This window comes from Sagittula sp. (assembly GCF_052825245.1).
Genome location: NZ_JBRBWD010000015.1, coordinates 42,158 through 55,804 on the forward strand (window position 1 = coordinate 42,158; position 13,647 = coordinate 55,804).

Sequence of the window (13,647 nt, forward strand, 5' to 3'; positions counted from 1 at the left end):
CGATCCTGCCGCATGTTTTGCCGCAGCGACAGTCCGTCATTCCCGACCTTGAAGCGCACCGGCTGCACGCAGCCCCGCCACCCCGGCAGACCCACGCCCGCAGGACCGGCAGGACCCGGGCGCCCCGGCCCGCCTCACCGCGGAAAACCGCCCGGTCACGCCCCGACAGCCCGATCCCGACCTACAATCCCTTGCACCGCCCCCCGCCGGAGCCAACAGCATATTGCGCCCCGGCTGGACTTTCCGGTCCGAATCCGCTATACGCCAAATCCCGTGTTGCAGCCGATGACACATGCGGTACAAGCCGCCTGTCCAACGGCTGATCACCCGGTCGGACGACACTCGAAAGACCGGAAATACAGGCAAAGACACGGGGTTTCCTGATGGCGCGTTTCATCTTCATCACCGGCGGTGTGGTCTCTTCGCTCGGCAAGGGACTGGCTTCCGCCGCGCTGGGGGCGCTGTTGCAGGCAAGGGGCTTCTCCGTCCGTCTGCGCAAGCTCGACCCCTATCTGAACGTCGATCCGGGCACCATGTCGCCCTTCGAACACGGCGAGGTCTTCGTCACCGACGACGGCGCAGAGACCGACCTCGACCTCGGGCACTACGAACGCTTCACCGGCGTTCCGGCCCGCATGACCGATTCCATCTCCTCTGGACGGATCTACACCAACGTGCTCGAAAAGGAGCGGCGCGGCGACTACCTCGGCAAGACGATCCAGGTGATCCCGCACGTCACCAACGAGATCAAGGACTTCATCTCCATCGGAGAGGACGAGGTCGACTTCATGCTCTGCGAGATCGGCGGCACCGTCGGCGACATCGAGGGGCTGCCCTTCTTCGAGGCCATCCGCCAGTTCTCCCAGGACAAGCCGCGCGGCCAGTGCATCTTCATGCACCTCACGCTGCTGCCCTACATCAAGGCCAGCGGCGAGCTGAAGACCAAGCCCACGCAGCACTCCGTCAAGGAACTCCGTTCCATCGGTCTCGCGCCCGACATCCTTGTCTGCCGCTCCGAAGGGCCCATCCCGGCGAAGGAGCGCGAGAAGCTGGCGCTGTTCTGCAACGTCCGCCCCGACAGCGTGATCGCCGCGCAGGATCTCAAGTCGATCTACGAGGCGCCCATCGCCTACCACCGCGAGGGGCTGGATCAGGCCGTGCTCGACGCCTTCGGGATCACCCCCGCGCCGAAACCCAACCTCGAAAAATGGGAAGACGTCAACGACCGCATCTTCAACCCGGAGGGCGAGGTCACCGTCGCCATCGTCGGCAAGTACACCCAGCTCGAGGACGCCTACAAATCCATTGCCGAGGCGCTGACCCACGGCGGCATGGCGAACCGCGTCAAGGTCAACGTCGAATGGGTCGACGCGGAACTGTTCGAGCGTGAGGACCCCGGCCCCTACCTCGAGAACTACGATGCCATCCTCGTCCCCGGCGGCTTCGGCGAACGTGGGACGGAGGGCAAGATCAAAGCCGCGCAATACGCGCGCGAGCACAAGATCCCCTACCTGGGCATCTGTCTGGGCATGCAGATGGCGGTGATCGAGGCCGCCCGCAACGTCGCGGGCGTCAAGAAGGCCGGCTCCGAGGAGTTCGACCACGAGGCCGGCGAAAAGCGGTTCGAGCCGGTGGTCTACCACCTCAAGGAATGGATCCAGGGCAACGAGAAGGTCAACCGCCGCCCGGACGACGCCAAGGGCGGCACCATGCGCCTCGGCGCCTACGACGCCGTGCTGACCGAAGGCTCGCGCGTGGCGAAGGTCTACGGCCGCACAACCATCGACGAGCGTCACCGCCACCGCTACGAGGTCGACATCAAGTACAAGGAGGCGCTGGAGGCCTCCGGCCTGCGCTTCTCGGGCATGTCCCCGGACGGCCGTCTGCCGGAAATCGTCGAATGGCCGGACCACCCGTGGTTCATCGGCGTCCAGTTCCATCCGGAGCTGAAGTCCAAACCCTTCGACCCGCACCCGCTGTTCAGGGACTTCGTGCGCGCGGCCAAGGAAGTGTCGCGGCTGGTCTGAACCGGCCAAGGCGGGGCGTGCCAAGGCGCTCCCGCCCGCCCGTCAACTGTCCGGTTACCTGGCCGAAGAACTACCCTGAAATGTGAACGCCCCGGGGCACGTTCTGCGACGTGTTCGCCAGGGCGTTCTCTTTCCCCGCTCTGCGGTTTTCCGGGTGGTCCGGCTGCCCTCGGCGGCCCGGTTACCAGAACCTTGACGAAAAACCCGGAACCGTGACGCAGCGTCACGGTCCAATGGTTAAGAACCGGCCGGTTAGACCCCTCAAACCGGCCGGTTCGCCCCTTCCAGCCCATCAACCTTTGTTGGAAAGGGGTTAAGTTCGTGCCCGGTCGCCCGCCCCGGGGCCCCGTTGCACGACATAGCGCGCAGCGTTAACGGCGCTCAGGTCCGCCAGACCTCGCCAGTCCGCGCGTTGATGACATAGACCTGCTTCCCCGCGCCGTTGTCACAACTTACACGGTACACGTGTTCCGCCGGCGTCGGCGCGACGGCCTTCACCTCGACGCAGGTGAAACCGCTCGACGCGATCATGTAGTCGGACAGCGCGTGCATGTCCGCCCGCGTCAGCGACGCCACCGCGCCGGACGAGAAGCCCAGAACAACCGTGGAACACAGGACGATATCGAGGATTCTTTTGTACATTGCTCTATGCCTCTTCGGTTCGTTTCCTTGAGGCTTACAATGCAAGACGGCAAAATCTGGGCAGAGCAGACCGCCCCGAGGCAACCTCAAGGTTGCATTTTTTCGGTGTTGTCATATCAACCTCAGATTGCCGCAAGGTCGGGACCTGCGCGTTTCCGGCAGTTTCACCTGCCCCTTGCCGTACCCGCGAGGCCTGCCGGGATCCGGCATGCCCTGCCGATCCGGCGGGGAGTGCCAGTCTTTCGAAGCCGCATCCAAGTAAAACCCAAAGCACTGAAAAATATGGATTTAAATACGGTTCGCAAAGCCCGCACACGAACGCCCCCAACCGGTGCAAAGTCACTGCACATCCAGTCAGCCCGGCAAATTCCCGTCGCACCGAGTCAGAACACTTGCCCCGGCAGAGGGCGCGCCTTACGCAGCATCCATGCTGTCCTATCAACACGCCTATCACGCCGGGAATCTGGCGGACGTCCACAAGCACGCCGCGCTGGCGTGGGCGCTGGACTACATGATGAAGAAGCCCAAACCGCTCACCTACATCGAGACGCACGCCGGGCGCGCGCTCTACGATCTGGGCGGTGCGGAAGCGCAGAAAACCGGCGAGGCGGCGCAGGGCATCGCGCGGCTGCTGGAACAGATCCCCGCCACGCATCCCTATCGCGTTGCGGTTGAGCAGGTCCGCACGGCCCATGGCCCGAACGCCTACCCCGGATCGCCGATGATCGCCCAAACCCTGCTGCGCGACGACGACCGCCTGCACCTGGCCGAACTGCACCCGCAGGAACACGCCGCCCTGCGCACGGCCCTCCGCTCCCCCACCACCCAGATCTACAACCAGGACGGTTTCGAGCTCGCTCTGTCGCTCACCCCGCCCGATCCGCGCCGGGGCCTGATGCTGATCGACCCGAGCTGGGAGGTGAAGTCCGACTACGTCACCGTGCCCCGCACCGTGCAGGCCATCGCGGCCAAGTGGAACGTGGGCATCGTCATGATCTGGTATCCGATCCTGACCGAGAAACCACATCTGCCGATGATCCAAACGCTTCAGGCCGCCTTCCCCGATGCGCTGACGCACGAGGTCGCTTTCCCGCCCGCGCGCGAAGGGCACCGGATGGTCGGCTCCGGCCTGTTCGTCATCAACCCGCCCTGGGGGCTGGAGGCAGAGTTGCAACACCTCTCCGGAAGTTTGTTTTCCGACCGGAAACCGCCCCGGCGCAGCGGGCGTTGAGAGTATCCTGACCGCCGACAACACGGGGGATTCCATGTTCGAACGCCTGACAACCTTCTTCCGCAGCAAGCCGGCCACACCTGAACCGCTGCCGGAACTGGACGCGAAATACGCGCTGGGGACTCTGCTGGTTCGGGTGGCGCAAGCGGACAGCGCGTATCTCTTCGAGGAAATCGAGCAGATCGACCGGACGCTGGCCGAGTGGAACGACCTCAACCCGGTCGAGGCCGCCAAGATGCGGGCCATGTGCGAGCGGCTGGCCCACACGATCGCCGACGATGCAGAGCTGGCCGGGCTGATTCGCAACCACGTGGACTACGCTCACCGGCTGGAGGCCGTGCAGGCGCTGTGGCGGGTGGCGCGTTCGGACGGCATCACCGATACGCGCGAACAGGCGCTGGTCGATCTCGTGGAAACCCACCTGGGCATCGAACGGATCGATTCCGAGGAAGCGCGGCTGGCCTCTGTCATTCCGTGATCCGCCGCGCGGGACACCACTTGCCGCCACCGGGAGAGAGGTTATATCCCCCTGATGTTCGCCGATTTTCTAAAAAGACTCACCGATCCTCAGCCCGCGCAGCTTCCGGATGAAGATGCCCGACTGGCCCTGACGGCGCTGTTGGTTCGGGTCGCCCGCGCCGACGGTGTCTATGACAGTGCCGAAGCGCAACGCATCGACCGGATCACCACCGCGCGCTACGCGCTCAGCCCCGAGGCTGCGCAGGACCTGCGCGCACAGGCCGAAGAGCTCGAGTCGCAGGCGCCCGACACCGTCCGCTTCACCCGCGCCATCAAGGATGCCGTGCCCTACGACCAGCGCATCGCGGTGATCGAGGCGCTCTGGCTGGTGGTGCTGGCGGACGACGACCGCGACGCCCGCGAAGATGCGCTGCTGCGGCTGGTGTCGAACCTGCTGGGCATCAGCGACGTTGACAGCGCGCTGGCCCGCCAGAGGGTCGAAGACAGGGCATGATCGCCAGCCTGCCGATGTACTGGCGGCAGGAAAACGCGACGGCGTGGCGGCGGCTGTGGACACTGGTGCGGGACACCTCACCGGGCCTGCCGCCCCTGACCCCGCCCGAAGACCTGCCGCAGGACTGGATGGATCACTGGCGCGCGCCGGACCTCGCCCTGTCCCAGACATGCGGGCTGCCCTTTCGCGCCGCCCTGCACAGGTCCGTCGACTACGTGGGCACCCTCGACTTCGACCTGCCCGATACGCCGGCCGGTCACTATCATTCCGTCGTTCTGACCCGCACTGGCGAGGACCGGCCGGAACAAGACCTGCGCCTTGCCTACAATTCCGCCGACAGCCAGTCCGGCTGGGCGGCGACGGAGGGTGCCCCGTTCGCCGGCTACATCCCGACCGGCGCGCACCGTGCGTCGGCGGAGGCCGTGGCGCAGGGCGCGGCGGACGTGGCCTTTGTCGACGCGGTGACCTGGCGGCTGGTGGAGATATACGACCCGGATCTGGCCCAACGGCTGGCCGTCCGGCGACGTACGCGCGCCACCCCCGGCCTGCCCCTGATCGCGGCGCGCGGGTCCGACCTCTCGCCGCTCCAGAAGGGCATCTCCCACGCGCTCGACCGGCTGACCGCCGAGGACCGGCATGCGCTTGGCGGGCCGCGCGGGCCGGTGGTCCTGGAGGTGGATGCCTATCTCGCCCTGCCCATCCCGGCGCCGCCACCTCTTTGACGAAACGTCAGCGGCGCGTTTTTGCCCTCTGCCCTCTTGCCAAGATCACGTGATTGCGCGTTGATACCCGGCAACGCGCCAGACCGGACCCGCAAGAGGCCTTCTTGACCGAAACACCCGTCATCGAAATCCGTAATCTTCACAAGGCGTACGGCAGTCTCGAAGTGCTGAAGGGCGTGGATGTGACCGCCCGCCGTGGGGATGTGGTGTCGCTGATCGGATCGTCCGGGTCGGGCAAGTCCACGCTGCTGAGGTGCTGCAACCTGCTTGAGGACAGCCAGCAGGGCGACATCGTCTTCAAGGGCGAGCCGGTGCACTGGAAGGGGTCGGGCCACGCCCGCAGGCCGGCCGATCCGAAGCAGGTGCTGCGCATACGGACCAACCTGTCGATGGTGTTCCAGCAGTTCAACCTCTGGTCCCACATGACCATCCTGCAGAACGTGATGGAGGCACCGCTGACCGTGCTGGGCCGTCCGCGCGACGAGGTGGAGACCGCCGCCCGCGGCTACCTCGACAAGGTGGGGATCGGCGACAAGTGCGACGCCTTTCCCGCCCAGCTTTCGGGCGGCCAGCAGCAGCGCGCCGCCATCGCCCGCGCCCTGTGCATGGAGCCGGAGGCGCTGCTGTTCGACGAACCGACCTCCGCGCTCGACCCAGAGCTGGAGCAGGAAGTGGTGAAGGTCATCAAGGCGCTGGCCGAGGAAGGCCGCACCATGCTGATCGTCACCCATGACATGAAGATGGCCTCTGACGTGTCGGACCACGTGATCTTTCTGCACCGCGGTCTGATCGAGGAACAGGGCCCGCCGGAGACGCTCTTCGGTGCACCGAAATCGGAACGTCTGCAGGGGTTCCTGCAGTCGACCGTTCATGCGTGAGGCGGCAACGACCGTCTGACCACATACGCCGGGCCGGACCAAGGGACGGGACCCGGGAAACTCAGGGAGCAAGACATGAAGAACCTTCTGATCGGAACCGCGGCGCTGGCGATGATGGCCGGTGCAGCCATGGCCGAGAGCCACTCCGTCGTGCGCATGGGGACCGAGGGCGCCTACCCTCCGTACAACTTCATCAACGACGCGGGCGAGGTCGACGGCTTCGAACGCGAGCTGGGTGACGAGCTCTGCGCACGCGCCGAACTGACATGCGAATGGGTGACGAACGAATGGGATTCGATCATCCCGAACCTCGTCAGCGGCAACTACGACACGATCATCGCCGGCATGTCGATCACCGACGAGCGCGACGAGGTGATCGATTTCACCCAGAACTACACCCAGCCGGACCCGTCCGCCTTCCTCGCCATGGACGGCACCGAGCTTGACCTCGAAGGCGGCGTGATCGCGGCGCAGGCCAACACGATCCAGGCTTCCTATGTGGCCGAGCAGGGCGCGACCCTGCTGGAATTCGCCACCCCGGACGAGACCATCGCCGCCGTGCGTAACGGCGAGGCGGACGCGGTTCTGGCCGACCGGGCCTACCTCGAACCGATCGAGGCAGAGAACGCAGACCTCGTCTTCGTGGGCGAGAACGTCCTGATCGGTGGCGGCATCGGCCTGGGCCTGCGCGAAAGCGACGGCGAGCTGCGCGAGAAATTCGACGCGGCGATCCAGTCCATGAAGGACGACGGATCGCTGAACGAGCTGATCGCCAAGTGGGAAATCGGCGAAGGCTTCTGATCCGGGGACGGGCCGCGCGTCCTGCGCGCGGCCCCTTTCTCAGCCAAAGCTCGGATCTTCGAAGGCCGGCGGCAGAAAGCCGAACGAGGGGTCTTCGAAAACCGGCGGCGGGTTCTTCCCGAACGAAGGATCTTCGAACGCTACCGGCAGGAGCGAGCCGTCATCCGAGTACTCATAGGACACGGTCGGGGGAAACTGCTTGCCGAACGACGGGTCTTCGAACACCGGCATCGGTGGCTGGAACATCCCGGATCCATTGTCGATAACGGCTGCAGGGCTTGGTTTCTTGAACTGGAATTCGTCGCTTATAATGTGGTCCTCTGAATTGAGTTTTTAAAACCCGTCCAGCTTACAGGACGGATCGGACCCGACAAAACGCTAAGAGGCGTCAAGTCAGGTATTCGCCCGTGCGAGGGCGCAGCAGGAGCCCGGAATGTTCAATTTCTGCACGGACCCGAGCGTTTTGGACGGCCTCGCGTGGCTGTCGTGCTACCTGACCACGGGCAAGCACGTTGCGATCTACTGGTCCATCGGCACGGTTCTGCTGCTGCTGGCGATCACCGCGCCCGTGGCCTTGGCCTTCGGGCTTGGCGGGGCAATGGCGGCCCGGTCGCGGTTCCTGCCGCTGTCGCTGTTCGGTCGCGGCTACATCGCCATCGTCCGGGGCGTGCCGGACATCGCCTTCTTCCTGTTCTTCGTGATCGCGCTCGACCAGTTCTTCGAATGGATCCGGCACGAGGTCAAATGCCCGGACTGGGACATGCCGATCCGGCAGGGCAACGACTTCGTGGTCTGCGCCGCCGCCAAGCTGCCTCTGGGCAACGCGCCGCAATGGCAGCACGAAACCTACGGGTTCCTGCTGGCCGTGCTGACCTTCTCCATCGTCTTCGGGGCCTTTGCCGCCAACGTGCTGTTCGGCGCCATGCGTGCGGTGCCACAGGCGCAGCTCGAGACGGCGGAGGCCTACGGCATGTCCCCCCGCCAGACGACATGGCGTATCCTGATCCCGCAGATGTGGGTCTATGCCCTGCCCGGCCTGTCCAACCTCTGGATGGTGCTGATCAAGGCGACGCCGCTCCTGTTCCTGTTGGGGGTCGAGGACATCGTCTATTGGGCGCGCGAGCTGGGCGGCGCCAAGACCGCACGCTTCACCGACTACCCGCACGGCGACTGGCGCATGTGGTACTTCCTCGCGCTGCTGGTCTTCTATCTGCTGTTCACATGGGTGTCCGAGAAGGTGCTGGCGCGCGTGATGCAAAAGCTGACCCATGGACAGGCCACCATGGGCGGCGAAACACAAAGGAAGGCGGCATGATGACACCCACCGCGCCCCACGCCGCCCCGTTCATCGCGACGACCGCACAGCCGAATGGCCCTATGCCCGACGCCCTGCGGGAGCGGGCCTCATGAGCTGCTGGGACACGGTGCAGATGTACGCCTTCCGGTCGCTGGGCTACGGCGAGCGTCTCTTGCCGCGCGACGACTTCACCCTCTGCAAGCAGGTCGTCCTGATCGGGTCCGGGATGATCTGGAACGTCTACTTCGGGCTCGTGGCGCTGATGACCGGGTTCGTCCTCGCCACGGCTCTGGCGCTTGGCAAGGCGTCCGTCCGGCCGTGGCTGCGCAAACCGGCGGAATGGTTCATCTTCATCTTCCGCGGCAGCCCGCTGTTCATCCAGTTCTTCTTTGCCTACTTCACCTTCCAGTCGCTGAAGTCGGTCTACCCGTTCTTCGATCCCTTCACGTCCGCGTGGCTCGGGGCGCTGATCGTCCTGTTCCTGAACACCGCTGCCTATTCCGGAGAGATCTTCTACGGCGCGCTGCTGTCGGTGCCCAAGGGCGATCTGGAGGCGGCGGATGCCTATGGCTTCGCGGGCTGGGCCAAGTTCCGCAAGATCACCTGGCCCACGATGCTGCGACTGGCGTGGCCCGCCTACACAAACGAGGCCATCTTCCTCTTCCATGCGACGACGCTGGTCTTCTTCTCGGGCTTCCCGGCGCGCCAGCAGGGGGGCGACGCGCTCTATTACGCGCAGTACTTCGCGGACAAGACGTTCAACCCGTTTGTCCCCTACCCGATCCTGGCCTGCTACTTCATCCTCGTCACGCTCGCGATCATCGGCGTGTTCGGGCTGGTGAACCGGCGGCTGAACCGGCACCTGCCCAGTGCGGTCCGGTCCCGGCTGCGGCTGAAACCTCAACTTCTGCGCTGACAAACTCCGCTGGGACGTCTGCGCCGCGCGTCCCGTAACTAACGAAGCGCGGGCGACTTTGCGGCCTTATGCCGGCACGCTTCGACAGGTTGTCTCCTGCGCAGACAGAATCACCCTATTGGTGTATCTCGGATTTCGAGTAAAATGGTCGGGTAAGGCCATCAACCGCCGTTCTCCGCCTTCCAATTGCGCACGATTTGGGGGCGACCGCATTCCCGCTGCCATCGAACCGGGCATCTGACGGCGCCATTGACCGCCGCCTCTTCGCAGCGACCGCCACTTCGCCGATGATGGTTACGTCGTCCACACTCACAGACGCCGGGCAATCTGATTGGAGGCCCTCATCCATGACAGTCACACTCATCCTCGCCTTGTTTGTCCTGAGAATGATCCTGATCATTTTCACCTATGTCGCCATGCAATCGTCGACGAGCTACCAGAACATGACGCGCATCGGACGCCGCCGGATGTTCTTCACCGTCATCGGTTTGCTGCTGCTTCCGGTGGAATTTGCGTCGGCGCTCCTCTTTTACAGCATCGGGACACCGTAGCGGCCTTGTCAAACAGGGCCGCTTCTCGTTATCAGTAATTTGATCAAAAAACGATAACGAGGCCCACAATGCCCGCCCCCGCTGCCTCCTGGCTGCACGAGCGCCCGCAGATCCGTACCATCCGAGCCGCCGCCTGCGACCTGAACGGTGTCGCACGCGGCAAACGGATGCCCATCCCCTCCGCAATCAAGCTGCTGTCGGACGGGACCCGCTTTCCGTTTTCCGCCCTCTCCGTCGACATCTGGGGCGAAGACATTGACGACAGCCCGCTGGTCTTCGATTCAGGTGACCGCGACGCGACGCTGTTCCCGACCGAACGCGGCTTTGTTCCCATGCCCTGGCTGGAGGCGCCCTCGGCCTTGCTTCCCTTGTGGATGTTCCACGAGGACGGGCGACCCTATGACGGCGATCCGCGCCACGCGCTGAACGCGATCCTGCAACGCTACACCGAGCGCGGCCTGACCCCGGTCTGCGCGGTCGAGCTGGAGTTCTACCTGATCGACGACAGCGGCCGCACGCTCCGGGTGCCGGTGTCGCCCCGGTCGGGCAAGCGGCGCGACATGGCAGAGGTCCTGTCGATCCGCGCCCTCGATGCCTTCGACACGTTCTTTACCGACCTCTACGACGCCTGCGAGCTGATGGACATCCCGGCGGACACGATGATCTCGGAGGCCGGTCTCGGCCAGTTCGAGGTCAACCTGCTGCACCAGGACGACGCGCTGAAGGCCGCCGACGACGCGTGGCTGTTCAAGACGCTGGTGAAGGGTCTGGCCCGCAAGCACGGCTTCGCCGCCTCCTTCATGGCGAAACCTTATGCGGATTACGCGGGCTCCGGGATGCACGCGCACTTCTCCGTGCTCGACAAGGACGGCAAGAATATCTTCGACAACGGCGGACAGGAGGGGACGGAGGTCCTTCACCACGCCATCGCCGGCTGCCTGAAGGCGCTGCACGACAGCACGCTGATCTTTGCCCCGCACCTCAACAGCTACGAACGCTTCGTGCCCGGCGCGCACGCGCCCGCGGCCCTGTCCTGGGCCTACGAGAACCGCACCGTGGCGATCCGCGTGCCTTCGGGCAGCCCCGCCGCGCGCCGGATCGAGCACCGTGTGTCCGGCGGCGACGTGAACCCCTACCTCGTGCTGGTGGCGATCCTCGGGGCGGCACTGATGGGCATCGAGGACGGCGAGATGCCCCCGCCGCCGATCACCGGCAACGCCTACGTGCAGGACCTGCCGTCCATCCCCCGCGACTGGGACAGCGCCATCGACGCCTTCGAGAAAAGCACCGTCCTGCCGCGCATCTTCCCGCGCGAGATGATCCGCAACACAGTCATGCTCAAACGTCAGGAAAGCCGCGACATGGAAGACCTGACCGAGCAGGAGCGCGTCGACATCTACCTCGACACCGTCTGAACCCGTCTCGCGCGGCCCCCTTGCGGCGGGTCGCCGAGCCGCTTAACGTCCCGACAAACCGTGGTGATCCATGAAGATCGGTATTCTGCAAACCGGCCCTGTTCCTGCTGATCTCGTCTCCGAGTTCGGCGAATATCCGGATTTCTTCGTCCGTATGCTGAAACCCTACGGCTTCGACTTCGAAAGCTGGTCGGTCGTCGACGGCGTCTTTCCGGACAGCGTCGACGATGCGGATGGCTGGCTGATCACCGGCTCCCGTCACGGGGTCTACGAGGATCATCCGTGGATGGAGCCGCTGATGCAGTTCATCCGCGACGCCTTTGCCGCCGACAAGCCCATGGTCGGCGTGTGTTTCGGGCACCAGGCCATTGCGCAGGCGCTTGGCGGGCACGTCGAGAAGTTCCGGGGCGGCTGGTCCATCGGCCCCGTCACCTACCGTTTCCCCGACGGCGACCGGGTGATCCACGCCTACCACCAGGACCAGGTGATCACGCCCCCCGACGGGTCCGAAACCATCGCGTCGAGCGATTTCTGCACCCACGCGGCGCTGCTCTACCCCGGCAAGGCGGTGAGCGTGCAGCCGCATCCGGAGTTCGATGACGCCTACACCCGCGCCCTGATCGAGACGCGCGGGCCCGGCGTGGTGCCGGATGACAAACTGGCGGCGGCCGCAGCGAAGCTTGGTACGCCCCTCGACAGCGGAAAGATCGCCGAGATGTTCGCGCGGTTCTTCCGGGAAAGGAAGATTTCATGAGCGGATTCGAGGACGAACTGCCAGAGGCGGCGCGGGAATACCTTTCGCAACGGCGGCTGGACGAGGTGGAGTGCATCATCTCCGACCTGCCGGGCATTGCCCGCGGCAAGGCGGTGCCTGCCTCGAAATTCGCCCGGCAGAAACACTTCCACCTGCCGGATTCGATCTTCTACCAGACGATCACCGGCGACTGGGGCGAGGCCGCAGGCGAAGACGGCTTCATCGAGCGGGACATGATCCTGAAGCCGGACATGTCGACGGCGACGGCGGCCCCCTGGACCGGCGACTGGACGCTGCAGGTGATCCACGACGCCTTCGACCGGCATGGCGAACCGATCCCCTTCTCGCCGCGCAACGTGCTGAAGCGCGTGGTGAGCCTTTACGAAGCCAAGGGCTGGAAACCGGTCGTGGCGCCGGAGATGGAATTCTTCCTCGTCGCCCGCAACATCGACCCGGCGCATGACATCAAGCCGATGATGGGCCGTTCGGGCCGTCCGGCAGCGGCGCGGCAGGCCTATTCCATGACCGCGGTGGACGAGTTCGGTCCGGTGATCGACGACATCTACGACTTTGCAGAGGCGCAGGGATTCGAGATCGACGGCATCACGCAGGAAGGCGGCGCAGGCCAGCTCGAGATCAACCTGCGGCACGGCAACCCGGTCAAGCTTGCGGACGAAGTCTTCTACTTCAAGCGGCTGATCCGCGAGGCGGCGCTGCGGCACGACTGTTTTGCCACCTTCATGGCCAAGCCCATCGCGGACGAGCCCGGCTCGGCCATGCACATCCACCATTCGGTGCTGGACCTCGAGACCGGGCAGAACGTCTTTGCCGGACCGGAGGGCGAAGAGACCGCCATGTTCCGCCACTTCATCGGCGGGCTCCAGCGGCACATGCCGACGGCTATCGCGGTGATGGCGCCCTACGTGAACAGCTACCGGCGGTACGTGAAGGACCACGCCGCGCCCATCAACCTCGAATGGGGCCGCGACAACCGCACGACGGGCATCCGCGTGCCGCTGGCCTCGCCCGACGCGCGCCGGGTGGAGAACCGCGTCGCGGGCATGGACTGCAACCCCTACCTCGGGATCGCGGCCTCGCTGGCCTGCGGATACCTCGGGCTGGTGGCCGAGCTGGAACCCTCCGACGAATTCATGGGCGATGCCTACGAGGGCGACGGCGACTTCCCGCAGGTGCTGGGACAGGCGCTGGAGCTGTTCGAGGAGGCCCACGCCCTGCACCAGGTGCTGGGGCCGGAGTTCTGCCGCGTCTATGGCATCGTCAAGCGGGCGGAGTACGAGGAGTTCCTGCAGGTGATCTCGCCCTGGGAACGGGAACACCTGCTCCTGAACGTATGACACCCGCCGCGGGCGGTTTGTCCCTCGCCGCACCCCGACCGCCGGGCGCATGACGCCCGGTCGCCGTCCGGCGTGTGGCCAAAGA

General features: G+C 65.2%; 15 protein-coding genes. 13 read left to right on the forward strand and 2 right to left on the reverse strand.

Annotated elements, in window-relative coordinates; genetic code table 11:
• Nucleotides 1–383: 383 nt before the first annotated feature.
• A complete protein-coding gene (locus ACU0DV_RS04785; protein ID WP_283980696.1) occupies nucleotides 384–2,027 on the forward strand; it encodes a CTP synthase in 1,644 nt (547 codons plus the stop codon).
• Between the two features lie 381 nt (nucleotides 2,028–2,408).
• Here ACU0DV_RS04785 and ACU0DV_RS04790 read toward each other — a convergent pair whose 3' ends face one another.
• Nucleotides 2,409–2,669 carry a hypothetical protein gene (locus ACU0DV_RS04790; protein WP_100929851.1) on the reverse strand — a complete coding sequence of 87 codons (261 nt, stop codon included), beginning with the start codon at nucleotides 2,667–2,669 and terminating at the stop codon, nucleotides 2,409–2,411.
• Between the two features lie 427 nt (nucleotides 2,670–3,096).
• On the opposite strand from ACU0DV_RS04790, the gene ACU0DV_RS04795 reads away from it, so the two are divergent.
• The 6 genes from ACU0DV_RS04795 (at nucleotide 3,097) to ACU0DV_RS04820 (ending at nucleotide 7,274) form a co-directional block, all read left to right on the forward strand.
• Nucleotides 3,097–3,900: a 23S rRNA (adenine(2030)-N(6))-methyltransferase RlmJ gene (locus ACU0DV_RS04795; protein ID WP_100929850.1), complete on the forward strand. Its 804-nt coding sequence runs from the start codon at nucleotides 3,097–3,099 to the stop codon at nucleotides 3,898–3,900.
• Nucleotides 3,901–3,934: 34 nt separating this feature from the next.
• Nucleotides 3,935–4,378 (forward strand): tellurite resistance TerB family protein, encoded by a 444-nt coding sequence (locus ACU0DV_RS04800; protein ID WP_283980698.1) that lies wholly within the window; start codon nucleotides 3,935–3,937, stop codon nucleotides 4,376–4,378.
• A 54-nt stretch (nucleotides 4,379–4,432) separates the two neighbouring features.
• Nucleotides 4,433–4,873 carry a tellurite resistance TerB family protein gene (locus ACU0DV_RS04805; RefSeq protein WP_283980699.1) on the forward strand — a complete coding sequence of 147 codons (441 nt, stop codon included), beginning with the start codon at nucleotides 4,433–4,435 and terminating at the stop codon, nucleotides 4,871–4,873.
• A complete protein-coding gene (locus tag ACU0DV_RS04810; RefSeq protein ID WP_446241138.1) occupies nucleotides 4,870–5,595 on the forward strand; it encodes a PhnD/SsuA/transferrin family substrate-binding protein in 726 nt (241 codons plus the stop codon). The genes ACU0DV_RS04805 and ACU0DV_RS04810 overlap by 4 nt, the downstream gene beginning before the upstream one ends.
• Nucleotides 5,596–5,699: 104 nt before the next feature.
• Nucleotides 5,700–6,473: an ABC transporter ATP-binding protein gene (locus tag ACU0DV_RS04815; protein ID WP_446241139.1), complete on the forward strand. Its 774-nt coding sequence runs from the start codon at nucleotides 5,700–5,702 to the stop codon at nucleotides 6,471–6,473.
• A gap of 75 nt (nucleotides 6,474–6,548) precedes the next feature.
• Nucleotides 6,549–7,274 carry a transporter substrate-binding domain-containing protein gene (locus tag ACU0DV_RS04820; RefSeq protein ID WP_100929845.1) on the forward strand — a complete coding sequence of 242 codons (726 nt, stop codon included), beginning with the start codon at nucleotides 6,549–6,551 and terminating at the stop codon, nucleotides 7,272–7,274.
• Nucleotides 7,275–7,313: 39 nt separating this feature from the next.
• On the opposite strand, the gene ACU0DV_RS04825 is transcribed toward ACU0DV_RS04820, so the two are convergent.
• Complete coding sequence (locus ACU0DV_RS04825; RefSeq protein ID WP_100929844.1) at nucleotides 7,314–7,520, reverse strand: hypothetical protein; 207 nt, start codon at nucleotides 7,518–7,520, stop codon at nucleotides 7,314–7,316.
• 187 nt (nucleotides 7,521–7,707) lie between these two features.
• On the opposite strand from ACU0DV_RS04825, the gene ACU0DV_RS04830 reads away from it, so the two are divergent.
• The 6 genes from ACU0DV_RS04830 to ACU0DV_RS04855 all read left to right on the forward strand — a co-directional run bounded on the left by ACU0DV_RS04830 (nucleotide 7,708) and on the right by ACU0DV_RS04855 (nucleotide 13,562).
• Nucleotides 7,708–8,589, forward strand: a complete 882-nt coding sequence (locus tag ACU0DV_RS04830) for an ABC transporter permease (RefSeq protein WP_100929843.1) — start codon at nucleotides 7,708–7,710, stop codon at nucleotides 8,587–8,589.
• Between the two features lie 91 nt (nucleotides 8,590–8,680).
• Nucleotides 8,681–9,487, forward strand: a complete 807-nt coding sequence (locus ACU0DV_RS04835; RefSeq protein WP_100929842.1) for an ABC transporter permease — start codon at nucleotides 8,681–8,683, stop codon at nucleotides 9,485–9,487.
• A 347-nt stretch (nucleotides 9,488–9,834) separates the two neighbouring features.
• On the forward strand, nucleotides 9,835–10,038 hold the full coding sequence (locus ACU0DV_RS04840) for a hypothetical protein (RefSeq protein WP_100929841.1): 204 nt from the start codon (nucleotides 9,835–9,837) through the stop codon (nucleotides 10,036–10,038).
• A 68-nt stretch (nucleotides 10,039–10,106) separates the two neighbouring features.
• Complete coding sequence (locus ACU0DV_RS04845) at nucleotides 10,107–11,453, forward strand: glutamine synthetase family protein (protein ID WP_370313308.1); 1,347 nt, start codon at nucleotides 10,107–10,109, stop codon at nucleotides 11,451–11,453.
• Between the two features lie 70 nt (nucleotides 11,454–11,523).
• Nucleotides 11,524–12,207, forward strand: a complete 684-nt coding sequence (locus ACU0DV_RS04850) for a type 1 glutamine amidotransferase (RefSeq protein ID WP_446241140.1) — start codon at nucleotides 11,524–11,526, stop codon at nucleotides 12,205–12,207.
• Nucleotides 12,204–13,562, forward strand: a complete 1,359-nt coding sequence (locus ACU0DV_RS04855; RefSeq protein ID WP_100929838.1) for a glutamine synthetase family protein — start codon at nucleotides 12,204–12,206, stop codon at nucleotides 13,560–13,562. Before ACU0DV_RS04850 ends, ACU0DV_RS04855 begins: the two co-directional genes overlap by 4 nt.
• Nucleotides 13,563–13,647 lie beyond the last annotated feature (85 nt).

Bases quoted from the DNA above. Each gene is read 5' to 3' on its own strand.
- ACU0DV_RS04785 (WP_283980696.1), top strand. From the start codon at position 384: ATGGCGCGTTTCATCTTCATCACCGGCGGTGTGGTCTCTTCGCTCGGC.
- ACU0DV_RS04790 (WP_100929851.1), bottom strand. From the start codon at position 2,669: ATGTACAAAAGAATCCTCGATATCGTCCTGTGTTCCACGGTTGTTCTG.
- ACU0DV_RS04795 (WP_100929850.1), top strand. From the start codon at position 3,097: ATGCTGTCCTATCAACACGCCTATCACGCCGGGAATCTGGCGGACGTC.
- ACU0DV_RS04800 (WP_283980698.1), top strand. From the start codon at position 3,935: ATGTTCGAACGCCTGACAACCTTCTTCCGCAGCAAGCCGGCCACACCT.
- ACU0DV_RS04805 (WP_283980699.1), top strand. From the start codon at position 4,433: ATGTTCGCCGATTTTCTAAAAAGACTCACCGATCCTCAGCCCGCGCAG.
- ACU0DV_RS04810 (WP_446241138.1), top strand. From the start codon at position 4,870: ATGATCGCCAGCCTGCCGATGTACTGGCGGCAGGAAAACGCGACGGCG.
- ACU0DV_RS04820 (WP_100929845.1), top strand. From the start codon at position 6,549: ATGAAGAACCTTCTGATCGGAACCGCGGCGCTGGCGATGATGGCCGGT.
- ACU0DV_RS04825 (WP_100929844.1), bottom strand. From the start codon at position 7,520: ATGTTCCAGCCACCGATGCCGGTGTTCGAAGACCCGTCGTTCGGCAAG.
- ACU0DV_RS04830 (WP_100929843.1), top strand. From the start codon at position 7,708: ATGTTCAATTTCTGCACGGACCCGAGCGTTTTGGACGGCCTCGCGTGG.
- ACU0DV_RS04835 (WP_100929842.1), top strand. From the start codon at position 8,681: ATGAGCTGCTGGGACACGGTGCAGATGTACGCCTTCCGGTCGCTGGGC.
- ACU0DV_RS04840 (WP_100929841.1), top strand. From the start codon at position 9,835: ATGACAGTCACACTCATCCTCGCCTTGTTTGTCCTGAGAATGATCCTG.
- ACU0DV_RS04845 (WP_370313308.1), top strand. From the start codon at position 10,107: ATGCCCGCCCCCGCTGCCTCCTGGCTGCACGAGCGCCCGCAGATCCGT.
- ACU0DV_RS04850 (WP_446241140.1), top strand. From the start codon at position 11,524: ATGAAGATCGGTATTCTGCAAACCGGCCCTGTTCCTGCTGATCTCGTC.
- ACU0DV_RS04855 (WP_100929838.1), top strand. From the start codon at position 12,204: ATGAGCGGATTCGAGGACGAACTGCCAGAGGCGGCGCGGGAATACCTT.